Raw genomic sequence first — 25,581 nt, 5'->3', positions numbered from 1 at the left:
CCCGGGCGTTTTTGGTTGGTCTTTTTCTTGCTTGGGCCTCTGTTTCCCTGGGTGTTTCGTGTTTTATTGCTTCTCACTTTACTCATAGTGACATCACTTTCCTTCCAAAGATATCGTTTGTGAATGTTGTTCGTTTTTCGTCCATCTACACGTCCTTCTCATTTTATTTCTTCATCTATCAATTTTATCAGCTTTTTGGCAAAGCCGCGTTCAGTGACGGATAAAATGGTTCTTGCTTCTTTTCCGATCGCTGCACCGAGATCGGCTTTTGTTCCCGCAACCCGAAAAGGACATGAATAAAAGCTCGTTTTATCCGTGAATTTTTTAATCGTATTGGCCGAAGCATCCCCGGCGACGATAACGAGATGTGCTTTTTTTGCCTGTACGGTTTTAAGAACGGTGTCGTCACCGCTTTTCAGCTCTCCTGCCCGGGCGGCAAGCCCGAGAAAAGACAATGCTTTATCGTTCATGCTTTACGCCTCTGCGCTCTTCTATAAGACGATCGTAATCATCGCTCGATATATTCACCTTTAAATGGCGGCTCAACGAATCTTTTGCTTTCGCCTGTAAAAAAACATCATCACTGTCTGTTAAATACGCGCCCCGCCCGTTCTTTTTACCCGAGCGGTCGACAAAAACGGTGTTATCCGGGTCCCGAACGACTCGCACCAATTCTTTCTTGGGCTTTTCCTCTCCAGTAATGATGCACTTTCTCATGGGAATTTTTTTAGCCATAGCCGTTCACCCTCATTTTTACAAATCTTCTGTGTCTAAATCAATGCTTGTGCTCGTTACCGGAATTTCTTCGGCATCCTCCGGGGAGAAAATACCAAGCTCTTCAGCTTCAGTTTCACTTTTAATATCGATTTTCCAGCCGGTAAGCTTGGCGGCCAGACGGGCGTTCTGCCCGCGCTTGCCAATAGCAAGAGACAGCTGGTAGTCCGGCACTACGACGAGCGTGCTTTTTTCTTCTTCATTTACCTGCACATCCAGGGCTTTCGCCGGGCTTAGGGAATTCGCCACATATTCCACCGGATTTTCCGACCATTGCACGATGTCAATTTTTTCACCCTTCAGCTCTTTGACGATGGTCTGGACGCGCTGGCCGTTCGGCCCTACGCAGGAGCCGACCGGATCCACTTCCGGATCATCCGCAAACACCGAAATTTTCGAGCGGTCGCCTGCTTCCCGTGCCACTGAAATGATCTCTACTGTACCGTCGTAAATTTCCGGTACTTCAAGCTCAAACAGCCGCTTCAATAAGCCCGGGTGCGTACGGGAGATAACAATCTGCGGACCTTTGGTCGTTTTTTCCACTTTCGTGATGTACGCTTTCAGGCGGTCATTATGGTTGTACGTTTCATTTTGCATCTGTTCGCTCTGGGGCAGCAGAGCTTCTACTTTTCCGAGATCCACGTAGATAAAGCGGTGGTCCTGGCGCTGCACAATGCCGGTCATAATATCTTCTTCGCGGTCGATAAAATCAGAATAAATAATGCCGCGCTCTGCTTCACGCACGCGCTGGGTCACGACCTGCTTTGCCGTCTGGGCTGCAATACGCCCGAAGTTCTTCGGAGTGACTTCCATTTCCACTACGTCGTCAAGCTCGTACGACGGGCTGATAGCCTGCGCTTCCTCCTGGGAGATTTCAAGCCGCGGATCGAATACCTCTTCGACTACTTCTTTGCGGGCAAATACCTGAATCGATCCGGTGTCACGATTGACATCCACCCGGACGTTCTGTGCCTGGTTGAAGTTTCGCTTGTAGGCGGAAATCAACGCGGCTTCGATCGCTTCAAGCACTATTTCTTTATCGATTCCTTTGTCTTTTTCCAGTACGTCCAATGCTTCCATAAAGTCTGCATTCATGGAATTAAGATCCTCCTTTTTCTCGATGCCCGCCGCACCGTTAAAAAATGATAGCGAGCCTTGCTTTAGCTACTTTACTGTATGGTACATGAACCGTGCGTTCCTTCTGTTTCTGTTTGGTGAAAATCAAAAGCTCTCCGTCTTTGAAGTCACTCAGCTTTCCTTCGAACGCTTTTTCCCCTTCAACGGGTTCATACGTGGTCACGTACACGTTTTTTCCGACTGAACGGCGGATGTCTGCTTCGTTGTTCAGTGGACGCTCCGCGCCCGGCGAAGAAACTTCCAGATAATAAGCTTCCTGAACCGGGTCCAGGTCGTCGAGCTGTTCACTCAGTCGTTCGCTCACCCGTCCGCAGTCCTCAAGATGCACACCGGAGGGACTGTCCACAAACACCCGAAGGTACCAATTTTTTCCTTCTTTTTTATACTCTGTATCCACCAGTTCCAGGTCCAGTTCTTCAGCAATCGGCCGTGCCAGGCGTGCTGCAATGTCTTTAATACTTTCTTTCATTACGTACCTCCCTGCTGCTTTGTCATCATCTTCATTTCTTCCAATGATAGTATATAGTTTATTTTATGCAGAAAGCTTCAACCATAAATGAAAGAGTGGGTGTTTACCCACTCTTTCGCCGTCTCGATATACCTCTCACTGCCCATTATCATAGCACGTTTCGCGCAATTCCGCAAGTCTCCCCGCTGTTTAGAACAAGGAAAGTTGGTTCGTGTCGGGCAGCCCGCCGAGGCATCCGTGCAGATCAAGATGCTCGATCACCGTTTTGGTTGCCTTGCTGCGCTGCTGCAGATCTTCCTTGGACAAGAATTCACCGTCAGCGCGGGCTTTCACAATATTAACCGCGGCGTTGGTGCCCACTCCTTCCAAAGCGTTAAACGGCGGGATCAACTGGTCGCCGTCGACGACAAATTCGCTCGCCTCCGAACGGTACAGATCCACCTTTTGGAAACGATAGCCCCGCTCGGTCATTTCAAGCGCGAGCTCGAGCACCGTCACCAGGCTTTTTTCCTTTGGCGAGGCGTCAAAGCCCTTAGCCTGAATTTCATCAAGCTTCGCGCGGATGGAGGTGCTTCCGTTAATCATGGTCGGCAGATCAAAGTCGTCCGCCCGCACCGTAAAATACGCTGCATAGAACAGTATCGGGTGGTGCACTTTAAAGTAGGCGATCCGGACCGCCATCAGCACATAGGCGGTGGCGTGCGCTTTCGGGAACATGTACTTGATCTTCAGGCAGGACTGAATGTACCACTCCGGCACGCCGTGATTTTTCATTTCTTCGATCCATTCCGGGTCAAGGCCGCGTCCTTTACGGACAAATTCCATAATTTTAAAGGCGAGCGAGTGTTCGATGCCTTTATAAATCAAATACACCATAATGTCGTCCCGGCAGCCGATCACGTCCTTCAGCTCACACGTGCCGTTCTGGATCAGTTCCTGGGCGTTGCCGACCCATACGTCCGCGCCGTGCGACAGACCCGAAATCTGAACCAGCTCGGAAAACGTCGACGGCTTCGTGTCTTCAAGCATCTGCCGCACAAAACGGGTGCCAAACTCCGGTATGCCGTACGTGCCTGTTTTACAATTAATCTGCTCCGGCGTGACGCCGAGTACTTCCGGACCGCCGAAGATTTTCATCACTTCCGCATCGTCGGTCGGAATGGTCTGTGGGTCAATGCCGCTTAAATCCTGCAGCATGCGTATAACTGTCGGATCATCGTGGCCGAGTATATCAAGCTTCAGCAGGTTGTCGTGAATGGAATGAAAGTCAAAGTGCGTCGTTTTCCATTCCGACGTTTTGTCGTCCGCCGGAAACTGGATTGGACAGAAGTCGTGGATGTCATACTCATCCGGGACGACGATAATCCCGCCCGGGTGCTGGCCGGTCGTCCGTTTGACGCCCGTACATCCACTGACCAGCCGGTCGATTTCCGCTCCGCGCAGATGCAGCTCGTGGTCGCTCTGATAGCCTTTCACGAACCCGTACGCTGTTTTGTCCGCCACGGTTCCGATTGTACCTGCCCGGTAGACTTTCTCCTCGCCGAATAGTTCTTTCGTGTAATTATGGGCCCGCGGCTGGTAGTCACCGGAGAAGTTCAAATCAATATCGGGAACTTTATCACCTTTAAACCCGAGGAAGGTTTCAAACGGGATGTCATGCCCGTCTTTAATCATATCCACGCCGCAGCTGTCACATTGCTTGTCCGGCAGGTCAAAGCCGGAGCCGACCGAGCCGTCATCAAAAAACGTCGATTGCTTGCATTCCGGACAAACATAATGCGGGGGCAGCGGGTTCACTTCGGTAATTTCTGTCATCGTGGCAACAAACGACGAACCGACCGAGCCCCGGGAGCCGACCAGATAGCCGTCTTCGAGGGATTTTTTTACGAGCTTCTGCGAAATCAGGTAGATAACGTCAAAGCCGTTACCGATAATACTGTCGAGCTCTTTATCGAGCCTGGTTTTCACAAGCTCCGGTATTGGCGAGCCGTAGATGCTTTCCGCCCGGCGGTAGCACATTTCGCGTATTTCCTTGTCCGAGCCTTCGATGTTTGGTGTATACAGGTCGCTTGGCACCGGATGAATCGTCTCCACCTGGTCAGCGATCGCCCGTGTGTTTTCTACCACAATCCTTTCTGCCGTGCGGTCATCGAGAAAATCAAAGCAGGAAAGCATTTCCCCGGTCGTACGGAAGTGCACCTGCGGAAGTGTCTGGTTGTTCAGCGGGTTCGCCCCGCCCTGCGATGCAATCAGGATCTGCCGGTAGCTGTAGTCGTGCTCATCCATATAGTGGGCGTTGCCGGTGGCAACGACCGGAAGATTCAGTTCATCCCCGGTGCGGATAATTTTCTGAATCACATCCCTAACGTCATCGTAGCTTTTCAGAAGCTCCTTTTCCACGAGATGCGCATAGTTTTCCGGCGGCTGTACCTCGAGATAATCGTAAAATTCAGCGGCTTTTTTCGCTTCGTCCTCCGACTTCTGCATCATCGTTTCAAACACTTCGCCTTTGTCACACGCCGAGCCGACGAGTATGCCTTCGCGGTACTTCTGCAGCTTCGAACGCGGGATCCGGGGCGTCCGGAAAAAATACTCCAGATGCGACAGCGTAACGAGGTGATACAGATTCTTCAGCCCTTCCTGCGTCTGGGCGATCAGAGTGCAGTGCGACGGACGCAGGCGGTGAAAGCCGGACTGGCCCATGTTATCATTGAGCTGTTTATGGTTGGTAATGTCCTGGGCGAGCGCATCCTTTACCATTTTCCAAAGCAGATAACCGGTTGCTTCCGCATCGTAAATCGCCCGGTGATGGCTTACGAGTTCAATATCAAACGTTTTACAAAGCGTATTCAGCCGGTGGTTTTTTAAATTCGGATACAAAAAGCGGCCGAATTCGAGCGTATCAATCACCGGCATATCTGCCGTTTTACCAATTTTTTTGTATCCCTCCCGGAGAAATCCCATATCAAAGCTTGCGTTATGGGCAACAAGCACCGAGTCCTTGGAAAAGGCGTGGAAGTCTTCCAGTACCGGCTCGATCTCCGGGGCGTCGACGAGCATATCGTCTGTGATGCCGGTGAGGTTAATAATGGTATCGGTCAGTTTTTCATGCGGATTTGAAAAGCGTTCAAACCGGTCGATAATCTCGCCGTCTTTTACTTTAACCGCTGCGAGTTCGATGATGGAATCGTACACGACCGACAGACCGGTTGTTTCCACGTCAAAAACGACATAGGTCCCTGTTTCAAGATCCACATCCGCCTCGTTGTAAGCGATCGGAACGCCGTCATCCACAAGGTTCGCCTCCATGCCGTACAGCACTTTAATATCGTGCTTTTTGCCGGCATTGTATGCTTCCGGAAACGACTGCACGACACCGTGGTCCGTAATTGCGACCGCCGGGTGCCCCCATTCGGCTGCCCGGGCCACGTATTCCCCGGCAGAAACGGTCGCATCCATCTGGCTCATGTTCGTGTGGGCGTGCAGCTCGACACGCTTTTCTTCGGCATCATCGGTTTTGGACGCTCCCTGCACCTGGATGACATCGTTTGCGATCATCACCAGGTCACGGACGAATGTATCGTCCTGCACGCCGCCACGGGCCTTTACCCAGATGCCCTTTTGCACGGCTTCGAGCAGCGGCACCTGTTCTTTATCCTTGGAAAACATTTTGATCATTATCGAATCTGTGTAGTCGGTAATTTTAAACGTTAACAGCGTCCGCCCGCTGCGGAGCTCCTTCGTTTCTGCTTCGAAAATGTAGCCCTCTACGGTCACGCGGCGTTCTTCCTCGCGGATATCCTTCAGCGGCACTGCTTCGTCTTTGATCGGGTAGCCGATCTGAATCGACTGGGAGGCTCGCTTGGAGTCGGCTTCGGATTCTTTTTTCTTTCGTTCCATCATTGCTTCTATTACTTTCGAATGCTCTTCTTGCTTTTTCTTTTCTTCAAACTGTTCCTTTTCTTCATCGCTCGTTTTGGCTTCCATGGTGAACGCGGCAGCCGGCAGGCCGAACAGCGGCAGGACATCATTCATCGCCTGCTGCAGCTTCGGCCCGAGCGAATTCATTTCGATGTCGCTTTTGCACGGGAAAATCAGCTCGCCTTCCCGCAAAAACGGCGCTCCCCCGTTCAGCCTCATTCGCAGATGAGGATCATACTGTTCGAGCTTCTGCATTATAAGCGGCCAGTAATCAGGGACGGCGTCCACAGGCACGGTTGTGCCTTCCTCGTAATGAAGCGTGAAATCAACAGCTGCGATGCTTTCAAACGCGGACTGCAGCTTCTCCTTCAGCAGTGCGTACACCGTGAACGGAAGCGGTGCTGCAAGCGTCAGATGGAAATGCCACTGCTTCTGTTCTTTATGAATAACAAGCTTTTCGAGGCGGCCTTCGGTAAAATAACGGTTGGTTTCTTCTTCCGGCATGCCAATCTGCTCAAGTAGCAACTCAAAACGTTCCTGCTGGATGTGACGGTCGGTCTGCACGTTTCTCGCCTCACTTTTTCGTTCTTTTATCATCTATTTTATCAAAAAAATTCATCTTCGGCAGGCACAGGGAAGAGGGAAACCCCTCCTGGAGCATCCAGAAAGGGTTAATGGATTTCAGCCCACAGCTTCTCTAAATACTGCGGCAGGTCGCTGACAGCGACTTCCACGTTTTCTTCGGCAGTTCGGGCTTTTACTTCCACAATCTGCTCTCCTGCTTTTTTACCGGAAGCAATACGGACCGGAAGGCCGTAAAGATCAGCATCCTTAAACTTCACTCCCGGCCGCTCCCTCCGGTCATCGAGCAGTACGGACCAGCCGCTTTTCTGAAGGCTGTCATACAGCTCTTCCCCGAGCTGCTGCTGGTCCTCCTGCTTCGGATTGATCACAAGCAGATGCAGGTCAAACGGGGCAGCTGCTTTCGGCCAGCAGATGCCGCTCTCGTCATGATTCTGCTCAATGACAGCAGCAATCGTCCGGCTCACACCGACGCCGTAGCTGCCCATAATGATCGGGCGGGCTTTTCCGTTTTCATCCAAAAATGTGGCTCCGAGGGCTTCGCTATACTTCGTGCCAAGCTTGAAGACGTGCCCGACCTCTATACCTTTGGCGAAACGGACAGTCCCCCGGCCGTCCGGGGATGGCTCGCCTTCCTGGATGAAACGCAGATCAGCGTACTCTCCTACCGGAAAGTCTTTTTCCGGCACCGCATTCTGGTAGTGCCTCCCGTTTTCGTTAGCTCCGCATACCGCGCCTGCCATGCCGCGGACCGCGTAATCAGCAAGCACCTCCACGTCTCCGGAAAGGCCGGCAGGACCGATAAACCCGGGTTCTGCCCCGAACGCTTCTTCAATTTGCCCGGCGGATGCCGGCTCAAGCACTTCAGCTCCCAGGGCGTTTGCGACCTTCACTTCGTTGACGTCATGATCACCGCGCATAAGCACGGCTACCAGGCGGCCGTCTGCATCAAACGCCACCGTTTTCAGGCACTGCTCATGCCTGATGCCAAGTTTTGCAGCCACTTCTTCGATAGTTCGTTCCTTCGGTGTATCAACCATGGTCATTTCTTCAGCGACCGGCTCCGGCTTTGACACGGTGTCCGGGATGGCAGCTATTTCAATATTAGCCGCAAAATCGCTCTCGTCAGAATACACGATGGTGTCTTCCCCAACGTCGGAAAGCACAGTGAATTCGTGGGTCTCGCCCTGACCACCCATCGCTCCGGCATCGGCCTGGACGGCCCGGTAATTCAGTCCCAGCCGGGTAAAAATCCGCTCGTAGGCGCGATACATGGCCCAGTAGCTTTCGTTCTGCGCTTCGTAGGAGGTATCAAACGAATACGCGTCCTTCATAATAAATTCGCGGGCACGAAGCACTCCGAAGCGCGGGCGCGCTTCGTCGCGGTATTTGGTCTGGATCTGGTACAAAATCGCAGGCATACGTTTGTATGTATTCATTTCATCTTTTACAAGGGCGGCAATGTTTTCTTCATGCGTGGGACCGAGAACAAAATCCCGCTGGTGGCGGTCTTTAAAGCGCATCAGCGCCGGCCCGTAATTGTCATAGCGGCCCGAGGCCTGCCATACCTCTGCCGGCTGCATGGCAGGAAGCAGTACTTCCTGCCCGCTTGCCGCATCCATTTCCTCGCGGACGATGCTTTCGATCTTGCGCAACACCTTATGGCCAAGCGGAAGGTAGGAATATACCCCGGCTGCGCTCTGACGGATCAGGCCGGCACGAAGCATCAGCTGGTGGCTTGCAATGTCCGCTCCCTGCGGCACATCACGGAGGGTGGGACTGAATAAAAATTGTTGTCGCATACTATATCATCCTCTTTCTCTTATACATCTGCGTCTGTAAGCTCTTTGGTTATTTTAACATAAGAACGGTGACGGGGCCTTGGCTCCGTCACCGTTTTTTTATTACGTGAATAAGCGATTAATATCGTTCCATGTGACTGCGATCATAAGCAGCAGCAGCAGCGCAAAACCGAGCAGGTGGATGACGCCTTCCTTCTGCGGCTCGATCGGCTTACCGCGGATCGCTTCGGCAATAATGAACAAAAGCCGTCCTCCGTCAAGCGCCGGCAGCGGCAGGAGATTGACGATTCCGAGGTTGACGCTGATCATGGCGGACCACGCAATAAGCGTGAGAAGTCCGGTTGCAATCACCTGGTCCGTGGCGTCATAGATTCCTACCGGGCCTGCCAGGTCATCGAGGGAGAACTCCCCGGTCACAATCGTGCCGAGCGTCTGGAAAATCAGCGTGGAAACTTCATACAGCTGGGTGCCTCCATATTCCAATGCGCCCGTAAAGGATCGTTCTAGCTCGGCATAAACACCGATCTGGCCGAATTCTTCGCTTGATCCCTCCTGCACCGGAACACCGTCGATAGTAACCGTATCTTCGATTGTTTCTCCGCCGCGTTCAGCGGTGACTGTCACTTCTTCTCCCGGACGCTCCTGAACCACACCGGTCATTTCATCCCAGGAATTTACGGACTCGCCGTCTACGGAAGTGATTACATCGCCTTCTTCAAACGCGGATTCGCTCAGCGGCGAACCGTCTGCAATACCTCCAATCACCGGAGTATCCTGCGGGACACCGTGCGCTAGAGCGTAAATACCAAACAGCACGAAAGCCAGCACAAAGTTCATAAACGGGCCGGCAAAGATCGCTACCGCTTTTTTCCACGGACGCTTGGAGCCGAACTGGCGGTCCCACGGTGCAATCTGTTCTCGCTTTTCGTCCACAATCAGGTCGCATGTGCGGTCGATCTCATACCGCTTCAGCCCGGAGTCTTCCTCATCCTCCACAGCTTCAATATAAAGCTCGCGCTCCATATCAATTGATTCCACAGATACAACTTTTGCTTCCGGATGCTTAGATTTATTATTGACGATGATTTCTTTGACTTTTCCGGCATCGTTAAAAGTCAGGCCGATTTCATAGCCCGGTTTGATGTTGACCGGGTCGGGATCGTCCCCGGCCATCCGTACATAGCCGCCAAGCGGGAGCAGCCGGATCGTGTAGACCGTTTCATTGCGCTTCGTCGAAAATATTTTGGGCCCGAAGCCGATCGCAAACTCCCGGCATAAAATGCCGACTTTTTTGGCAAAATACAGATGGCCCCATTCGTGAATGGCCACCAATAAGCCGAACATGATAATTACCGCTATCAGCGTATCCAAAGCTTATTCACCTTCTTCTTTTGCTCTTTCTTTTCATTATAGAGTGTTTGTGAAAGAACGTCACGTTATAAGCGTCTGCACATGTTCTCTAGTTTCCCGGTCTGCGCGTAAAATCGTGTCAAGATCCGGATGCTCGATGCGCTGGTGACGGGATAGCGCCTCTTCCACCGCGGTTTCAATTTCAAGAAAAGCGCATTTCCCATCTAAAAACATAGCGACAGCCTGCTCATTGGCAGCGTTTAGCACGGCCCCCATGGATCCGCCGGCTCTGCCGGCATCATAGGCAAGACGCAGGCTGCGGTAGCGTTCAAAATCCGGCGGCTGAAAATGCAGGGCACCTATTTCCCAAAGATTCAGCGATTCTTTAGCCGGATAGTCAAGGCGCTCCGGATAAGTCATTGCGTACTGGATCGGCACACGCATGTCCGGCAGCCCGAGCTGGGCAATGACGCTTGTATCCTGGTACTCCACGAGCGAGTGAATGATGCTTTCTTTATGAAGCAGCACGTCGATACGCTCGTATGGAATACCAAACAGCCAGTGCGCTTCGATTACTTCAAAGCCTTTGTTCATCATCGTAGCCGAATCGATCGTGATTTTGGCCCCCATGCTCCAGTTTGGATGATTTAAGGCGTCTTCCACGGAGACCCCGTCGAGATCGGATCGTGAGTAGTCACGGAAGCTCCCTCCCGAGGCCGTGAGAATCAGGCGGCTCACTTCCTTCAAGCTATTTCCTTCCAAACACTGGGCGATCGCCGAATGCTCGCTGTCGACCGGCAGCAGGCGCACGCCGTGCTCCTTTGCCTTTTCCATCACAAGATGCCCGGCGGTGACGAGCGTTTCTTTATTGGCGATCCCAATATCCACCCGGTTTTCGATGGCCCGCAAGGTCGGCTCAAGCCCCATGCTTCCGCTGACCGCGTTCATCAAAAAGTCACAGGAGCTTCCTGCAATCTCGATCAGGCCTTCATGGCCCCATACGATGCGTATACGTCCGCCGTATTCCGCCTGAAGCGTTCGGGCATCTTCTTTTGTGTGGACGGATACAATCTCCGGAGAAAATTCTTCAATCTGCTTTCGTACGAGATCAACATTTCTGCCGGCAGCAAGCGCTGTTATCCGAAAGCGCTCCGGGTGCAGACGAATAACGTCAAGCGTCTGTGTACCGATAGATCCAGTAGATCCAAGCAATGCTATTCGTTTCATGACGAAGACTCCTTTAGGTTGGCAACCTGCGTTTTTGTATTAACCAAAAAAATAGAAAAAATGAAGCAGGGGCATCACGAAAATCAAGCTGTCAAACCGGTCTAGTATACCTCCGTGGCCAGGCAGAATGTTGCCGGAATCCTTCACAGCGTAATGACGTTTTAACGCCGATTCCACCAGGTCCCCGAGCTGGCCAAAGATAGATGTTACTACGATAAAAGCACTCATGATCAGATAGGAATGAAACACCGGATACACGGCTTCAAAGATAAAGCCGACGACAAATGCCGCCACGAGCCCCCCGACAAACCCTTCGATGGTTTTTTTGGGGCTGATCTCCGGCCACGGCCGGTGGCGCCCAAAATTTTTCCCGATGAAATATGCCCCGGAATCGGTGGCCCAGATTAAAAACAAAATCAAAATCACAACGGCAAGGCCGATATCCGGGAGCTGGCGGATCATGATTAAACTGTGAAACCCATACCCTATGTACACAGAGGACAAAATAACAAACCCTGCTTCATCGAAGGTGAAGGAATTTTTGGTTACTACTGTTAATGCAAGCAGGCCCAGAATCATTGTTAAAAAAATCTCTGTTTTCGTTATGTGCTGCAAAAATGGATAGTCGAGCCATTCTGTCGGCACGAGCAGTATCCACATAAAGCCCATACTGATTAAACCCCGGAAGGATACCAGCGGGATTCGTTTCATGCGCATTATTTCAAACATGGCGACAGAAGCAAGCAAAGCGATCAAAAGAGTAAACCATTCGCGGCCCACAAATACAATCGCCAAGACGAGTACTGCTCCGATAAGACCCGTAATCGCCCGCAATCCCATAAAAGACCTCCCCTTCAGTCGTTAAACGCCCCCGTACCTGCGTTTTCTCTGCTGATATTCTATGACAGCTTCCGCTAAGCCTTCTTCATTAAAGTCCGGCCAGAGCGTTTCGGTAAACCAAAATTCCGCATAAGCCAACTGCCACAGCATGAAATTGCTGAGCCGGATTTCACCGCTCGTGCGAATAAGCAGATCAGGGTCCGGGAGCTGGTTTGTATACAACCGATTGGTGATGAGTTCTTCATTGATGGCCTCTGCCTTCATCCGCCCCTCTTCCACGTCTTTTGCAAGCTCCTGTACGACGTGCACGAGTTCGTGCCGCCCTCCATAGTTAAGGGCAAAGTTTAAGACGATGCCGGTATTTTCAGCTGTTGCGTCCACAGCCTCCTGCACGGCCTGCAGCGTATGGCCCGGCAGCTTGTCCGCATCGCCCATCATCCGTACTTGTACATTGTTTTTCATCAACTTTGGCAGCTCTTTAGCCAGAAATCGCTCTGGGAGCTGCATGAGAAAATTCACTTCTGATTTCGGGCGTTTCCAGTTTTCAGTGGAAAAAGCATAAAGAGTTAAGTATTTCACACCGAGTTCGTGCGCTTTTTCCACTACTTTCGTGATCGCTTTCATACCTTCGCGGTGGCCGGCTACACGGGGCAGGCCTCTTTTTTTTGCCCAGCGGCCGTTGCCATCCATAATAATAGCCACATGGGCAGGCGTATTCACCTTCACTGCCGTGGCGTTTGCCTCCGCCCACGGATTTAATTGATTAAATAGTCGATCGTTCATATCGAGGGCACCAGCCTTTTCCCCTTTGTCTAATTTATATGGCACGCGTCAAATTATTTCCATATAAAAACCGTTCCTGCCTCAGCATTGTTGAAGAACGGAAAGCAGTATTTCTGTTTATTTTTCCCCTCCGGCAGCGCGTATTCTTCGTGCCGGTTTTGTTCTTACAAAAAAACCCTCTTGAATGCAGAGGGTTCCAGTCTGTTCCTATTGTAACTCGATTTGCATCAAACTTCCATAACTTCTTTTTCTTTTTGTTCTGCTGCCTGATCCACCTGGCGGATATATTTGTCAGTCGCTTTTTGCACCTGCTCCTGCTCACGCTTTAAATCATCCTCGGTGATTTCATTGCTCTTTTCATCTTTTTTCAACGTATCATTGGCATCACGGCGGATGTTGCGGATAGCTACCCGTGCTTCCTCCGCGTATTTGTTAATCAGCTTGCTCATTTCCTTCCGGCGGTCTTCCGTCATCGCCGGGATCGGAATCCGGACTACTTCGCCGTCGTTGCTCGGATTCAGGCCAAGCTCTGCTTTTTGAATGCCTTTTTCCACGTCCTTGATGGAGCTTTTGTCAAAAGGGGTTACAACAAGCAGGCGCCCTTCCGGCACGGTGATCGTTGCGAGCTGTTGAAGCGGCACCTCGGCGCCGTAGTAGTCGACAACTACCCGGTCGAGCATGGAGGCGTTTGCCCTTCCTGTCCGCAGTGTTGCAAGCTCCCGGCTTAAAGAATCCACTGATTTTTTCATCTTATCCTCTGTTGCTTTCATGTCATGAGCCATCGTTGTTCCTCCTTATTATTGTTCCAATGTCTTCGCCCATTACTGCTTTTTTGATGTTTCCTTCTTCCATAATCGAAAATACGAGCAGTGGGATGTTGTTGTCCATACAGAGCGTTGAAGCCGTAGAGTCCATCACTTTCAGGTCATGATTTAAAATGTCCAGATACGTGAGTGACTGATACTTTTTAGCATCCGCATTGGCAGACGGGTCTGAGTCATATACCCCGTCCACTTTGTTTTTAGCCATCAAAATGATGTCAGCCTCTACTTCAGCTGCCCGCAGTGCCGCTGTCGTATCTGTAGAGAAGTACGGGTTCCCGGTTCCAGCCGCAAAAATTACTACCCGCTTTTTTTCTAAATGACGGATGGCTTTCCGGCGGATGTACGGCTCGGCTACCTGTCTCATTTCAATGGACGTCTGCACTCTCGTAGGGATTTCAATATCTTCGAGGCTGTCCTGCAGCGCAAGCGAATTCATGACTGTGGCGAGCATGCCCATATAGTCTGCCGTGGCCCGGTCCATCCCTTTCGAGCTTCCGGCCATGCCTCTCCATATGTTTCCTCCGCCGACGACAATCACTACTTCTGTTCCCAATTCTACTATTTCGCGGATTTGAGAAGCAATAGATTGAATGACTTCCGGATCAATACCGTAGCCCTGCTGCCCTGCCAATGCCTCTCCGCTCAACTTCAACACAACGCGATTGTATTTCTCCATCGTCATGAACCCCGCCTTTATATTATGTATCGCAGAAGCCCTTAAGCCTCTGCCCTGATATTACTTTTAGAAAAAAGGAGAGCCTACGGACCCCAGAGGATTCGATATGGACTCTCCATACTGCCAATTTATTTCTTTACTTGGTTCATTACTTCGTCTGCAAAGTTTTCGTCGCGCTTTTCCATGCCTTCGCCTACTTCGTAACGGACAAATGTGCGCACGGAAGCACCTTTGCTTTTCAGGTAGTCGCCTACTTTTTGGTCGGTATCCTTTACAAATTCCTGGTCGAGCAGGCAGATTTGTTCAAAATACTTGCCGATACGGCCTTCAACCATTTTTTCAACGATGTTTTCCGGTTTGCCTTCATTCAGTGCCTGCTGCTTCAGCAGTTCACGTTCACTGTCTGCTTCTTCCTTCGGCACATCTTCACGGGAAACGTATTTCGGGCTGATAGCCGCTACGTGCATCGCTACGTCTTTAGCAAGGTCACTGTCCTCTGTGTTTTCAAGAACAGTCAGCACGCCGATGCGTCCGCCCATGTGAAGATAAGCACCGAAAGCGTCGCCGTCATTTTTCTCTGCAAGCAGAAAACGGCGCAGGGAAATTTTCTCCCCGATGCGTGCAATCTGGTCGTTAATGTAACGATCAAGCGTTACTCCGCTTTCAATCTCCCCGGCCAGTGCTGTATCCACGTCCGCCGGCTGTTCTTTCAAAAGGTACGTAGAAACGTCAGCAACGAGCTGCTTAAACGATTCGTTTTTTGCTACGAAGTCTGTTTCTGCGTTCACTTCCACAATGACCGCCTTGTTTCCTTCGTACGTTGCGTACGTAAGACCTTCTGCCGCTACACGGTCAGCTTTTTTCGCTGCTTTGGAAATACCTTTTTCCCGCAGGTAGTTGATTGCTTCTTCCATGTTGCCGTCTGTTTCGTTGAGCGCTTTTTTGCAGTCCATCATACCTGCACCTGTTTTTTCACGCAGTTCTTTAACCATGCTTGCTGTTACAGCCATTTAAATTCCTCCTTCAATTTTCCATGCATACACGCTTGAGCGCTAATTTTCAAGAAAAAGGGTGATAAAGGGTTTTTCCCTTTTACCACCCTTCGCGTCAGGCCTGGGCCCGTTATATTTATGCAGAGAGCTTACTGGTTTGAAATGCTCTCTTCTTCTGTGCTTCCTTCTTCTTCCGCTGCAGATGCTTCTTGTTCTTTTTCCTGGGCAGCTGCCTGCTCACGGGCTTTTTCCTCTGCACCCTGGGTGGCTTCGATAACCGCATCGGCCATTTTTCCAGTAAGAAGGCGAACGGCACGGATAGCGTCGTCGTTACCCGGGATCAGCTTGTCGATTTCGTCCGGATCACAGTTAGTATCAACGATCGAAATGATCGGAATGTTTAGTTTGTGAGCTTCTGCCACTGCGATACGCTCTTTGCGCGGATCAATAATAAACAGGGCATCCGGAAGCTTGTCCATCTCTTTAATGCCGCCAAGGACTTTTTCGAGACGGTCTTTTTCTTTGTTTAAAAGCATAACTTCTTTTTTCGGAAGAATGTCAAAGGTACCGTCTTCTTCCATTTTTTCAAGATCTTTCAGGCGGGCGATCCGTTTGCGGATCGTAGCGAAGTTCGTTAACGTACCGCCTAACCAACGCTGGTTGATATAGTACATGTTTGAACGGATCGCTTCGTCACGCACAGAGTCCTGCGCCTGTTTTTTCGTTCCGACGAAAAGGATTTTTCCTCCGTCTTCTGCAATGCTGCGCACGTATTTGTACGCTTCTTCGACTTTACGTACCGTTTTTTGAAGGTCAATGATATAAATACCATTACGCTCCGTGAAAATATAACGGCTCATTTTAGGGTTCCAGCGACGAGTCTGGTGACCGAAGTGTACCCCTGCTTCAAGCAACTGTTTCATAGAAATAACAGCCATAAAATAATTCCTCCTTAGGTTTTTTCCACCGCAAGCGTCATATTCATGCAAAACTTTCTTTATCGAAAGCACCTCTGCATAAATCAGCTTTTGCGTGTGTTTTTAACACCAACACGTAATATACCATACGTGTCTGCAGGACGCAATGTCAAAGCTTACTTTTCCTGCATCTGCAAAAACAGATGCACCTCCCGCTGTCCGATCGACAGACTCTTGGCGATATCTTTTTCCTTCCATCCCTCTTTGTACAACATTATAACACGGTCCATCAGTGATTCCTTCGGGGACGCTTCACCCTCCGGCATTGCAGAATCCTCCTCAATCGCTTCCATTTCCTCTACAGGGCTTTCCGGTCCGTCCCATTCTGCACGGAGACGTTCATTGTCACGTTTCATCTCATCCGTGTAGTAGATTAAAAGCTGTTCGATTTCCTTCTTATCATTCTTTACCCGCCGCAGCTCTCCTGCCACCGACTGAAGCTTTATCCACAAAACACCGGCAGCCATCAGGGCAAGCAGGCTAAATATTAAAGCCATCACCATTCTCCCTTCTCACGTTCTTTCTTCCGTCTGCTTTAAATACTGTCTCAGCCGGAAAAGCGCTTTGGAGTGAATCTGTGAAATCCGGGACGTAGACAGGGACAAAATATGGCCGATTTCCGTCAGCGTCATTTCCTCCAGGTAAAAAAGAGAAACGACCTTCTGTTCTTTTTCGGGCAGCTGGGCTATCGCTTCACCCAGTTCGTGCAGAGAAGCCTGATTGGTAAGCATTTCCTCCGGCGACGGAGCGTTAGGATCCACAATCGCTCCCCGGTACGTTTCATCACGCTCACCATCCGGTGTCGCTTCGTCCATGGAAAGCATATGCACAAAATAGTTTTCCGCGATCACTTTCGATACCTCTGAAGACTTCATATCCAGTTCTTCACCAATCTCCCGGTCGGAGACGAAACGCCCCTTTTTTTGTTCAAGCCATTCAGCCGTCTCTTCAATTTTCTTTGTCTTTTCCCGAAGGGAGCGCGGCATCCAGTCCTCCTGGCGGAGACCATCAATAATAGCCCCGCGTATCCGGAAGGAGGCGTATGTATCAAATTTCAAATCCCGGGCCAGGTCGAATTTTTTCATTGCATCGTACAGGCCCATTAATCCGTGGCTCATAAGATCTTCCCGGTTTACATTTTTCGGAAGCGTGGCCGCGATACGCTGAACATGATAATGCACAAGGGGCGTGTAAATGTTGACTAATTGGTCGGCCGCTGCATCGTCATAATTTTCCAGCCATTTCTCCCAAATTTCCTGATGAGCATGCGCTGTCGATCTACTCATGTAACCTTCCCCTGTTCATATTATTATTGTTTCTCCACCGGTCGGCTTGATCCGGAGAGCTCCCGTAGCCACGTCGAATTCTATTGTTCTGCCAATGTGTCCGCCTGTTTCTTCCGCTGTCAGGGATACCGACCGCCCGGCAAGCAATTCTTTTGCCGCTTCAACATTTCGTTTTCCGATATTCAGATGATCTGTCTGAAACTGAAACATTCTTGCTCCCCCGGCTAGCTTCGCTTCCAGGGAATCTATTGGGATCCGGCGTTCTTCGAAGCCGGTGAATGCCTTTTTCACAGCCGTGTCTGCATACTTTGCTTCGTTAACATGCTGGCCCTCTCTTGCCATCTCAGATGACGGAAGCATGGCATGGATCAGACAGGCACACTGGCACCGGAGCGAATAAATTACAATACCGACACATGAACCAAGACCGCTTGTGGTGAGAATATCGCCGTTTTGCCCCCACTGCATATCCGCCATGGCCACTTTCACTTTCGCTGGTTTAACGTCCACGTTTTTCATGCCCCGCTCTCCTGCACTCCAAGCGAGGCAAAAATTTTTGGAAGCGAGTGAGCATCCGGAAGCATAAAAAACCGTCCTGCCATCTGTGATTGATGCTCCCCTTTTGTCATGTTGGTATCGATCATGATCGCTTCATCTCCTTCTAGGCCTGCTTCGATCAGTCCTTCGCTTAAAAGCGCTCCGATCATGTCAACAGCAGACGACGGGACCGTCGGCATCATATAAAGCCCGGTAAAATCCGAAAGCGCCGATAAATAAGACCCGGCCAGAATATTGGTTAGTTCGCATAATGCCGAGGCGAACAAGTCTTGCTCATTTTCGGGCGTTCTGGAAATATTCCAGCTTTCTACAAGTGCTCTTCCAACCGTCTGCATTTCTTCGGGCTCCAGGACAAAAAAAATGCTTCCACTGATATGACCCGCGATACGGAGAAAGGTAACCGCCGCCACTTTTTCTTCCCCTCCGGCCGCTTCAAGCAGCTCAGGGAATGGGACCATCTGCACCAACGGCACGCTGATCTGGACCGGTGTTTTCAGCAGCGAAGACAGTGCTGTTGCCGCATTCCCCCCACCAATGGTTCCGACTTCTTTTAATATATCGAGCTCTACCTCACGTGTGCCCATCATTTCACCTCTTTTTCATATGCGGTGTTATTTACAAGCTCCCCGATCCGCTCCCCGATCGCGTGGAGCGGCAGCACTTCATCAATTACGCCTGCCTGGACCGCTGCCCGGGGCATGCCATATACAATGGCCGTTTCTTCTGATTCAGCAACAGCATAAAGAACTGCTCTCACTTTCAATACTTTTAACCCATTTGTTCCGTCATTTCCCATGCCGGTTAAAATAACGCTGAGTACGCGCAGGCTGTCTACACCAGCAAGGGAGGCAAGCAGCACGTCTACTGATGGATGATACCGGTCGCCGGTTCTGCTCTCGCTTACCACCGTTACCAGCTGGCCCCTGTGCCTCCGGACCTCAAGCTGCCGGCCTCCGGGTGCAATATACGCGCTGCCCTTCTGCAGCAGGTCGCCGTCTTCGGCTTCTTTGACATTCCAGCTGTAATCCCGGTTCAGCCTGCCGGCAAGCGACCTGGTGAACCCGGACGGCATATGCTGGACAACCAAAATCGGCAGTGCTACTGTCTCCGGCATCGACTGAAAGAGTTTTTGCAGTGCTGCCGGACCGCCTGTAGAGGTGCCGATCACCAACAGATCCCACGGTCCTGTTAAATTAGAATAGTAATTTTTCATATACTCGGGCTCCGTCCTACATGCGGGCAGAGGCGAATAACCGCTGCTTCATTCCTGTAATAAATTGCCGGAACGGAGCGCCGTCCGTTGCTGGTTCCCGTTTTTTTACCCACAGAGTGGCTGCGATCTGCTTCATGCTCTGTGAAGCGCTACAGTTCGGGTACGCGATTACAAGCGGGGTCTGCTCCATAACTGCCCTGCTTACTTTTGGATCACTTGGAACCATCGGCAGAAGCATAAGCTGCATCCCGAGGAACCGTTCACTGACCGACGTTAATTTCTGCGCTGCCGCTCGGCCGTCTTTTTTTTGCTCCACCCGATTGATAACAGCGGCAAATGGAAAGTCACTCTTATGTGACCGGATATATTTCATCATTGCGTAGCCATCCATCAGCGCCGTTGGCTCCGGGGTCGTTACCAGGATTCCGCGCTCGGTTGTGGCAATCAGATGCATATGGTTTTCGTTCAGCCCTGCCCCCATATCAAAGATAATAAAATCAAATGCGCCTTCGAGCAGCTGAAGCTGTTCGTAAAACCGCTGCTTATGCTCCTCCTCCATATGAAAGATACCGGAAAGGCCCGATCCTCCCGCCACCCACTGCACGCCGGATGGGCCCGACTGAATTAATTCAAAGATGCTTTTATTTTCCGTAAACATTTCCTGAAAAGGGGGAATCGGCGCACATCCGAGCAGAATATCGAGGTTGGCCATCCCGGTATCCATGTCAATTAACAGCACTTCCGCTCCAGCCTCCGCCAGGGATATAGCCACGTTCAGGGACACATTTGATTTACCCACGCCCCCTTTTCCACTCACTACCGACAACACTCTCGTCTGCCTGCGGCGCCTTTTTTGCATTTGCTCTCGCAGGCTTTCCGCCTGATCATTTTTCACCGAGCGCCCTCCCTGCTATTTTTGCTGCAAGCCACCGGTTGTCTGCTGGTTCAATGTCTTCCGGCACTTCCTGTCCCGTAGTGACAAACGCCACCCGGAGCGAAAATTCATCGATAATATTCAGCAGCGCCCCAAACGATGTGGTTTCGTCCGTTTTGGTAATAATAACCTCGTTTGATATATAAGGAAGAAATTTTTCAGCGACTTCTTTCATATCCTTGTATTTAGCTGTTAGTGACAGTACGAGCACGGTTTTAATCGGTTCCCCGGCTGGGAGAAGGCGCTGCGCCTCCTCTACTGTCTGTTCATGCAGAAAATTTCTGCCCGCAGAATCAATGAATACATAATCATGTGTCCGGGACTGGGCTACTGCCTCGATATAATCTGCCTGGTCATAGATAACATGCACCGGCGCTTCCATGATGGAGGCATAGGTATTCAATTGGTCGACCGCTCCCATGCGGAAGGTATCTGTCGTAAAAAAGGCAATGGATTTTTTTCTCTGGAGCATTTCCCGGGCCCCAAGCTTCGCAAGCGTCGTCGTTTTTCCGACCCCGGTCTGGCCGACCAGCTGAATCATTCGGGACGGCACCGCTTCTGCAGCGGGATGCCGATGCTCCAGCCACTCCCGTATGCAGTCTTCGAGCACAGCCGCTTCCTGCCGGCTCCCCTTCTCTGCGTACCATTTTTCCATGAACCGGTTCATCAGCTCTTCTTCCACCTGTCCGTTTACTTCCTGGGCCTTTAAAGCGGAAGCTACGGCCCGAAAAGGCGCCGGGGCTGAAGACGGAAGACTTTCTGTCATCTTCCCCGGGCCCTGGGCCGCCTTAATTTCTTCAGGTGGGTCCGGCTTCACAATGTTTGCCGGGGGTTTTCGTTCTTTTTTGCGGGGCGGAGCATCATCAATTCCCGCATAAACTTCAAGCTTTTCTACAGATTTTAATCCAAACCATGTTCTGACCTTGACAGGCTTGGAATGCAGAATAACTGCTTCATCACCAAATTCCCGCCGCACCTTTGCCACCGCTTCCGGCATTGAATCCGCTGTAATTTTTTTTATTCTCATTCATTGTTCACCACCCCAACGCTTTGAACTTCGATGGAAGGTTCAAGCTCGTTATAAGATAAAACCGGCATCTGCGGAAAAAATCGCTCAATCAGCTGTCTTACGTGCATACGCACAGCCGGCGAACAGAGAATAACCGGCGTTTTCCCGAGATTCATCAGCTGCTCGGCTTCTGCGCCAATGCGCTGGACCACCCGCTGGGATTCGTTTGGATCCATTGCCAGATAATTTCCGCTTTCGGTCTGCTGAAGCGCATCGGCAATTTTCTTTTCAATGCTGCCGCTGAGTGTAACGACCTGCAGCAGCTCTTCCCCGTCCGCATACTGCTTGGAAATCTGTCTTGAGAGCGCCTGCCGTACGTACTCAGTAACAATGTCCATATCCTTGGTCATCGTGCCGTATTCTGCCAGTGCTTCAAAAATGGTCGGCATGTTCCGGATGGATACTCCTTCCCGGAGCAGCTTAGCCAGTACCTTCTGTACATCCCCGATTGTGAGCGTTGAAGGTGTCACTTCTTCCACAAGGGTCGGATATGTTTCCTTCAGGTGTTCAATCAGCTGCTTCGTTTCTTCACGGCCGAGCAGCTCGTGGGCATGGGTTTTAATGACTTCGGTTAAATGCGTGCTTACCACGGACGGCGGATCGACGACGGTGTATCCGGCATCCTCGGCAATCTCCCGCTCTTCTTCCGGAATCCAGAGGGCCGGCAGCCCGAAGGCTGGCTCGGTGGTTTCAATGCCGTCAATTGGCTCTTCAGCTCCGGTGCCCATCGCCATGTAATGATCCATGTAAAGCTCGCCCCGGGCGATTTCACTGCCGCGCATGCGGACTACGTATTCGCCCGGCTGCAGCTGGATATTGTCACGAATCCGTATTACCGGCACCACCATACCAAGCTCCAGCGCCAGCTGGCGCCGGATCATCACAACCCGGTCGAGCAGGTCGCCTCCCTGCTTTGCATCCGCAAGCGGGATCAGGTTGTAGCCGAATTCAAATTCAATCGGATCCACATCGAGCAGCTGCATCACGCTGTCCTGCGAACGCAGGTCCTCCTCCTGTGCCTCTTCGGTTTCATGGACCGCCGCCTGTGCTTCCTGCAGTACCGTCTGCCTGATGGTAAATCCAATTGCAGCCATCGCTCCGGCAATACAGGTGGTCAAAAAGAAGTTGATCGGCGTGAACACACCGAGCAGAAAAATGGCCCCTGAAGCAACAAACAGCATCGGCGGGAAAGCAAACAGCTGTTTTGTAATATCGTGGCCGAGGTTGCCCTCCGACGCTGCCCGCGTCACAACAATACCAGTCGCCGTGGAGATTAGAAGAGCTGGTATCTGGCTGACGAGTCCGTCCCCGACAGTAAGGAGCGTAAAGGTGTTTGCCGCCGTTCCGATATCCATTCCGTGCTCGGTCATGCCGATCACAAGGCCGAAAATAACATTGATAATAACGATCACAATCCCTGCGATGGCATCACCCTTCACAAACTTACTTGCCCCGTCCATTGAGCCATAAAAATCGGCTTCCCGTTCGATTTTCTCCCGGCGCGCTTTTGCCTGCTGTTCGGAAATGACGCCGGCATTCAGGTCGGCATCGATGCTCATCTGCTTGCCAGGCATCGCGTCGAGGGTAAAACGCGCCCCGACCTCCGACACCCGTTCTGCCCCTTTTACAATAACGACAAACTGAATAACGACAAGGATGACAAAAACCACCAGGCCGACGAAGGCACTGCCCTGCACCACAAAGCTTCCGAACGTTTCAATAACGTTGCCTGCTTCAGCATTGCTTAAAATGGAACGGGTCGTCGAAACGTTCAACCCGAGCCGAAACAGCGTTACAAGCAAAAGCAGCGTAGGAAAAATGCTGAATTCGAGCGGCTCTTTCGTGTTCATCGCCACAAGAATCACCAGAAGCGCCAGCGAAATATTGGCCATAATTAAGACGTCTAAGATAAATGTCGGCAGCGGGATGATCAGCATAATGACGATCAATATAACGCCGAGTAGCACTGATAATTCTCTAAATCCCATAACGTTACTCCTTTTCTACCCGTTTTTCCTTTTAAGGCGGTACACGTATGCAAGTACCTCGGCCACGGCTTTGAATAGATCTTCAGATATTTCATCATCGATCTCGGACTGGGCATACAGCGCACGGGCGAGCGGCTTGTTTTCCACCATCGGGATAGCATGTTCACCTGCTTTTTCCTTAATCCTCCGGGCCAGATGATCGGCTCCCTTAGCAATCACCTTCGGCGCCCCCATCGCCCCTTCTTCGTAGCGGAGCGCGACCGCAAAATGCGTCGGGTTCGTAATGACGACATCTGCTTTCGGCACTTCTTCCATCATCCGTCCCATCGCGAGTTCCTGCTGCTTCTGCTTTCGTTTGCCGCGGATAAGCGGATCGCCCTCCATGTTTTTCATTTCCTGCTTTACGTCGTGCTTGGACATGCGGATCTGCTTTTCGTGGTCGTGCTTCTGATAAATATAGTCCGGAAGCGAAAGCACGAGCAGCAGCAGGCTTCCGATAATCCCCATCAGCCCGGTTAGCCGGGCAATTTCCATAAATCCGTCGCCAACATCCTTTTGCGATAAAAACAGGAGACGGTCGAGCGCGAGCCAGAGAATGGTAAAAACGACACCGCCGACAAGCGTGATTTTTAAAAGTGCTTTGGCCAGCTCCACAAGCGCCCGGGCTGAAAATATCCGTTTGATACCGCTGAGCGGGTTAATTTTTTCAAGCTTCATTTTGACCGGTTCGCCCGTGAACAAAAAACCAACCTGGGTAAGCGAGGCCGCCACGCCTGCCACCATGGCCACGAGCATTACCGGCAGGATAATAATAACGGATTGGATCGTAATTTCCTGCAGCATCGCCGGAACACTGGCCGTTGTAATTTCCCACTGCATGTATTCTATGTATGTATGCGTCATTAACGCCTGCAAATGATTAAAAATAGTGCCTCCGTACATGTAAAAGAGAGCAAATACTAAAAACAGTATGACTGCTGTATTCACATCGTTACTTTTGGGGACCTGGCCTTTCTGCCTTGTATCCCGGCGTTTTTTAGGCGTGGCCTCCTCGGTTTTTTCCTGTGAAAAGAATTGCAGATCGAGTGTCCACTTCATTCCTGTTCCTCCCCCAAAAGTTCAAGCAGTCCACGCGAGACGTGAAACATGTCTTCATATAAGTACTGAATGGCCAAAAACATCCCGGGAATTGCTACTACAAGCAGCGGCAGCCCTGCCGCAATTTTCAGCGGCAGTCCGACGACGAACACATTCATCTGCGGGACTGCTCTGGCCATGATCCCTAAAGCAAGGTCAACCAGAAAGAGCGAACCAACCAGCGGAAACGCCAGCTGAAAGGCAAGAATAAACATCTGGTTAAAAGCCTCCGCCACATGCGTAACGACCGCTTCATCGCCGAAGGCAAGCCCTGTCTGGTCGATCGGCACAAAGCTGTAGCTGTAATAAATGCCGTCGAGCAGCAGATGGTGGCCGTTCACTGCCAAAAGCATTAAGAGCGCAAAAGCGTAAAAGTAACCGCCGAAAAGCGGGCTCTGGGCACCCGTCTGTGGATCCACCACGTTTGCCACCAAAAAGCCGAAGGAAATGTCAAGAAACATTCCGGCTGTCTGGACAGCATACAGCATAATCGTCGCGATAAGCCCGATCGCAAGTCCGAGCATGACTTCTTTTAACAGCAGGAGAATATACTCGCCGTCCACTGTCATCAGCGGAGCATCCAGTGCCGGAAAAATAGCCAAAGCAAGAAAAAATGCCAAACCTACTTTAAATTGATTCGGAATAGTCCGATAAGAGAAAAGAGGCATCGTCGTAAAAAAAGCGAGCACTCGCACAAACACCAGGGAAAAAGCAGGGAGCTGCTCAATTATTGCTTCCATCGTCTATTCAACCGATAAACTGCTGGGCGTGATACCATAAATTTCTCGTATACTCCACCAGCTGCGTCAGCATCCACGGGCCGAGCACGAGCATGGCGGCCAACACGCCAAGAATCTTAGGTATAAACGCGAGCGTCTGCTCCTGGATTTGGGTGGTCGCCTGAAATATGGCAACACCAAAGCCGAGAACGAGCGCAATGACAAGCAGCGGCCCTGCAATTAAAAAAACCATCCATATTCCCTGTTGTGCGATCTGCATTACCTGTTCTGCTGACATACATTTCTTCCTTTCTTTAACCCGG

Annotated in this window: 25 protein-coding genes; all 25 read right to left on the bottom strand. The window is 51.0% G+C overall.

Annotated features, from left to right (window positions below; genetic code table 11):
* Positions 1-158: 158 nt before the first annotated feature.
* The 25 genes from CHL76_RS03715 to fliQ all read right to left on the bottom strand — a co-directional run bounded on the left by CHL76_RS03715 (position 159) and on the right by fliQ (position 25,556).
* Positions 159-470, bottom strand: a complete 312-nt coding sequence (locus CHL76_RS03715) for a L7Ae/L30e/S12e/Gadd45 family ribosomal protein (protein ID WP_079476201.1) — start codon at positions 468-470, stop codon at positions 159-161.
* Positions 460-735, bottom strand: coding sequence for an RNase P modulator RnpM (rnpM, locus tag CHL76_RS03710; protein WP_079476200.1), 276 nt, complete (start codon positions 733-735; stop codon positions 460-462). The genes CHL76_RS03715 and rnpM overlap by 11 nt, the downstream gene beginning before the upstream one ends.
* An 18-nt stretch (positions 736-753) precedes the next feature.
* Positions 754-1,869: a transcription termination factor NusA gene (gene nusA, locus CHL76_RS03705; protein ID WP_079476199.1), complete on the bottom strand. Its 1,116-nt coding sequence runs from the start codon at positions 1,867-1,869 to the stop codon at positions 754-756.
* A 40-nt stretch (positions 1,870-1,909) separates the two neighbouring features.
* Complete coding sequence (rimP, locus tag CHL76_RS03700; RefSeq protein WP_079476198.1) at positions 1,910-2,380, bottom strand: ribosome maturation factor RimP; 471 nt, start codon at positions 2,378-2,380, stop codon at positions 1,910-1,912.
* Between the two features lie 189 nt (positions 2,381-2,569).
* Positions 2,570-6,898, bottom strand: coding sequence for a PolC-type DNA polymerase III (locus CHL76_RS03695; RefSeq protein ID WP_079476197.1), 4,329 nt, complete (start codon positions 6,896-6,898; stop codon positions 2,570-2,572).
* Between the two features lie 74 nt (positions 6,899-6,972).
* Entirely contained in the window at positions 6,973-8,685 is a 1,713-nt protein-coding gene (locus CHL76_RS03690) for a proline--tRNA ligase (RefSeq protein WP_079476196.1), read from the bottom strand.
* A 102-nt stretch (positions 8,686-8,787) separates the two neighbouring features.
* Positions 8,788-10,056 carry an RIP metalloprotease RseP gene (gene rseP, locus CHL76_RS03685; RefSeq protein ID WP_094907887.1) on the bottom strand — a complete coding sequence of 423 codons (1,269 nt, stop codon included), beginning with the start codon at positions 10,054-10,056 and terminating at the stop codon, positions 8,788-8,790.
* A 60-nt stretch (positions 10,057-10,116) separates the two neighbouring features.
* Positions 10,117-11,262, bottom strand: a complete 1,146-nt coding sequence (locus CHL76_RS03680) for a 1-deoxy-D-xylulose-5-phosphate reductoisomerase (RefSeq protein ID WP_079476194.1) — start codon at positions 11,260-11,262, stop codon at positions 10,117-10,119.
* A gap of 39 nt (positions 11,263-11,301) precedes the next feature.
* Positions 11,302-12,102 carry a phosphatidate cytidylyltransferase gene (locus CHL76_RS03675; RefSeq protein ID WP_079476193.1) on the bottom strand — a complete coding sequence of 267 codons (801 nt, stop codon included), beginning with the start codon at positions 12,100-12,102 and terminating at the stop codon, positions 11,302-11,304.
* A gap of 21 nt (positions 12,103-12,123) precedes the next feature.
* A complete protein-coding gene (locus CHL76_RS03670; RefSeq protein ID WP_094907908.1) occupies positions 12,124-12,885 on the bottom strand; it encodes an isoprenyl transferase in 762 nt (253 codons plus the stop codon).
* A gap of 227 nt (positions 12,886-13,112) precedes the next feature.
* On the bottom strand, positions 13,113-13,667 hold the full coding sequence (frr, locus tag CHL76_RS03665) for a ribosome recycling factor (RefSeq protein ID WP_079476192.1): 555 nt from the start codon (positions 13,665-13,667) through the stop codon (positions 13,113-13,115).
* Positions 13,657-14,391, bottom strand: coding sequence for a UMP kinase (pyrH, locus tag CHL76_RS03660; RefSeq protein WP_079476191.1), 735 nt, complete (start codon positions 14,389-14,391; stop codon positions 13,657-13,659). The genes frr and pyrH overlap by 11 nt, the downstream gene beginning before the upstream one ends.
* Before the next feature lie 122 nt (positions 14,392-14,513).
* Positions 14,514-15,395, bottom strand: coding sequence for a translation elongation factor Ts (gene tsf, locus CHL76_RS03655; RefSeq protein WP_079476190.1), 882 nt, complete (start codon positions 15,393-15,395; stop codon positions 14,514-14,516).
* A 131-nt stretch (positions 15,396-15,526) separates the two neighbouring features.
* Entirely contained in the window at positions 15,527-16,315 is a 789-nt protein-coding gene (gene rpsB, locus CHL76_RS03650) for a 30S ribosomal protein S2 (protein WP_094907886.1), read from the bottom strand.
* A gap of 155 nt (positions 16,316-16,470) precedes the next feature.
* Entirely contained in the window at positions 16,471-16,851 is a 381-nt protein-coding gene (locus CHL76_RS03645) for a DUF6115 domain-containing protein (RefSeq protein WP_094907885.1), read from the bottom strand.
* 15 nt (positions 16,852-16,866) lie between these two features.
* Positions 16,867-17,640, bottom strand: a complete 774-nt coding sequence (locus CHL76_RS03640) for a FliA/WhiG family RNA polymerase sigma factor (RefSeq protein WP_094907884.1) — start codon at positions 17,638-17,640, stop codon at positions 16,867-16,869.
* 15 nt (positions 17,641-17,655) lie between these two features.
* Positions 17,656-18,159 carry a chemotaxis protein CheD gene (locus CHL76_RS03635; RefSeq protein WP_233133206.1) on the bottom strand — a complete coding sequence of 168 codons (504 nt, stop codon included), beginning with the start codon at positions 18,157-18,159 and terminating at the stop codon, positions 17,656-17,658.
* Positions 18,156-18,782: a chemotaxis protein CheC gene (locus CHL76_RS03630; RefSeq protein ID WP_233133205.1), complete on the bottom strand. Its 627-nt coding sequence runs from the start codon at positions 18,780-18,782 to the stop codon at positions 18,156-18,158. The genes CHL76_RS03635 and CHL76_RS03630 overlap by 4 nt, the downstream gene beginning before the upstream one ends.
* Positions 18,782-19,411, bottom strand: a complete 630-nt coding sequence (locus tag CHL76_RS03625; RefSeq protein ID WP_094907882.1) for a CheB methylesterase domain-containing protein — start codon at positions 19,409-19,411, stop codon at positions 18,782-18,784. The genes CHL76_RS03630 and CHL76_RS03625 overlap by 1 nt, the downstream gene beginning before the upstream one ends.
* A gap of 16 nt (positions 19,412-19,427) precedes the next feature.
* Positions 19,428-20,306, bottom strand: coding sequence for a MinD/ParA family protein (locus CHL76_RS03620; RefSeq protein ID WP_094907881.1), 879 nt, complete (start codon positions 20,304-20,306; stop codon positions 19,428-19,430).
* A complete protein-coding gene (locus tag CHL76_RS03615; RefSeq protein WP_094907880.1) occupies positions 20,296-21,372 on the bottom strand; it encodes a flagellar biosynthesis protein FlhF in 1,077 nt (358 codons plus the stop codon). The genes CHL76_RS03620 and CHL76_RS03615 overlap by 11 nt, the downstream gene beginning before the upstream one ends.
* On the bottom strand, positions 21,369-23,402 hold the full coding sequence (flhA, locus tag CHL76_RS03610; RefSeq protein ID WP_094907879.1) for a flagellar biosynthesis protein FlhA: 2,034 nt from the start codon (positions 23,400-23,402) through the stop codon (positions 21,369-21,371). Before flhA ends, CHL76_RS03615 begins: the two co-directional genes overlap by 4 nt.
* A 15-nt stretch (positions 23,403-23,417) precedes the next feature.
* Positions 23,418-24,500 carry a flagellar biosynthesis protein FlhB gene (gene flhB / locus CHL76_RS03605; protein ID WP_094907878.1) on the bottom strand — a complete coding sequence of 361 codons (1,083 nt, stop codon included), beginning with the start codon at positions 24,498-24,500 and terminating at the stop codon, positions 23,418-23,420.
* On the bottom strand, positions 24,497-25,279 hold the full coding sequence (fliR, locus tag CHL76_RS03600; protein ID WP_079476179.1) for a flagellar biosynthetic protein FliR: 783 nt from the start codon (positions 25,277-25,279) through the stop codon (positions 24,497-24,499). Before fliR ends, flhB begins: the two co-directional genes overlap by 4 nt.
* A 7-nt stretch (positions 25,280-25,286) precedes the next feature.
* Complete coding sequence (gene fliQ / locus CHL76_RS03595; RefSeq protein ID WP_022792784.1) at positions 25,287-25,556, bottom strand: flagellar biosynthesis protein FliQ; 270 nt, start codon at positions 25,554-25,556, stop codon at positions 25,287-25,289.
* Positions 25,557-25,581: the final 25 nt, after the last annotated feature.

It is taken from the genome of Marinococcus halophilus (genome assembly GCF_002265875.1).
In the GTDB taxonomy this organism is placed as follows: domain Bacteria; phylum Bacillota; class Bacilli; order Bacillales; family Marinococcaceae; genus Marinococcus; species Marinococcus halophilus.
Note: the sequence above shows the minus strand (reverse complement) of the source record. Positions and strands in the feature narration are given on the sequence as shown.

Excerpts from the sequence above, each read along its gene's own strand:
- CHL76_RS03680 (WP_079476194.1), bottom strand. The coding sequence starts at position 11,262 with ATGAAACGAATAGCATTGCTTGGATCTACTGGATCTATCGGTACACAG.
- flhB (WP_094907878.1), bottom strand. The coding sequence starts at position 24,500 with ATGAAGTGGACACTCGATCTGCAATTCTTTTCACAGGAAAAAACCGAG.
- CHL76_RS03615 (WP_094907880.1), bottom strand. The coding sequence starts at position 21,372 with ATGAGAATAAAAAAAATTACAGCGGATTCAATGCCGGAAGCGGTGGCA.
- pyrH (WP_079476191.1), bottom strand. The coding sequence starts at position 14,391 with ATGACGATGGAGAAATACAATCGCGTTGTGTTGAAGTTGAGCGGAGAG.
- CHL76_RS03625 (WP_094907882.1), bottom strand. The coding sequence starts at position 19,411 with ATGAAAAATTACTATTCTAATTTAACAGGACCGTGGGATCTGTTGGTG.
- rimP (WP_079476198.1), bottom strand. The coding sequence starts at position 2,380 with ATGAAAGAAAGTATTAAAGACATTGCAGCACGCCTGGCACGGCCGATT.
- CHL76_RS03640 (WP_094907884.1), bottom strand. The coding sequence starts at position 17,640 with ATGAGTAGATCGACAGCGCATGCTCATCAGGAAATTTGGGAGAAATGG.
- fliQ (WP_022792784.1), bottom strand. The coding sequence starts at position 25,556 with ATGTCAGCAGAACAGGTAATGCAGATCGCACAACAGGGAATATGGATG.
- tsf (WP_079476190.1), bottom strand. The coding sequence starts at position 15,395 with ATGGCTGTAACAGCAAGCATGGTTAAAGAACTGCGTGAAAAAACAGGT.
- CHL76_RS03645 (WP_094907885.1), bottom strand. The coding sequence starts at position 16,851 with ATGGCTTTAATATTTAGCCTGCTTGCCCTGATGGCTGCCGGTGTTTTG.
- flhA (WP_094907879.1), bottom strand. The coding sequence starts at position 23,402 with ATGGGATTTAGAGAATTATCAGTGCTACTCGGCGTTATATTGATCGTC.
- CHL76_RS03690 (WP_079476196.1), bottom strand. The coding sequence starts at position 8,685 with ATGCGACAACAATTTTTATTCAGTCCCACCCTCCGTGATGTGCCGCAG.
- frr (WP_079476192.1), bottom strand. The coding sequence starts at position 13,667 with ATGGCTCATGACATGAAAGCAACAGAGGATAAGATGAAAAAATCAGTG.
- CHL76_RS03695 (WP_079476197.1), bottom strand. The coding sequence starts at position 6,898 with ATGATAAAAGAACGAAAAAGTGAGGCGAGAAACGTGCAGACCGACCGT.
- nusA (WP_079476199.1), bottom strand. The coding sequence starts at position 1,869 with ATGAATGCAGACTTTATGGAAGCATTGGACGTACTGGAAAAAGACAAA.
- fliR (WP_079476179.1), bottom strand. The coding sequence starts at position 25,279 with ATGGAAGCAATAATTGAGCAGCTCCCTGCTTTTTCCCTGGTGTTTGTG.
- CHL76_RS03635 (WP_233133206.1), bottom strand. The coding sequence starts at position 18,159 with ATGAAAAACGTGGACGTTAAACCAGCGAAAGTGAAAGTGGCCATGGCG.
- CHL76_RS03715 (WP_079476201.1), bottom strand. The coding sequence starts at position 470 with ATGAACGATAAAGCATTGTCTTTTCTCGGGCTTGCCGCCCGGGCAGGA.
- rpsB (WP_094907886.1), bottom strand. The coding sequence starts at position 16,315 with ATGGCTGTTATTTCTATGAAACAGTTGCTTGAAGCAGGGGTACACTTC.
- CHL76_RS03670 (WP_094907908.1), bottom strand. The coding sequence starts at position 12,885 with ATGAACGATCGACTATTTAATCAATTAAATCCGTGGGCGGAGGCAAAC.
- rnpM (WP_079476200.1), bottom strand. The coding sequence starts at position 735 with ATGGCTAAAAAAATTCCCATGAGAAAGTGCATCATTACTGGAGAGGAA.
- CHL76_RS03630 (WP_233133205.1), bottom strand. The coding sequence starts at position 18,782 with ATGGGCACACGTGAGGTAGAGCTCGATATATTAAAAGAAGTCGGAACC.
- CHL76_RS03675 (WP_079476193.1), bottom strand. The coding sequence starts at position 12,102 with ATGGGATTGCGGGCGATTACGGGTCTTATCGGAGCAGTACTCGTCTTG.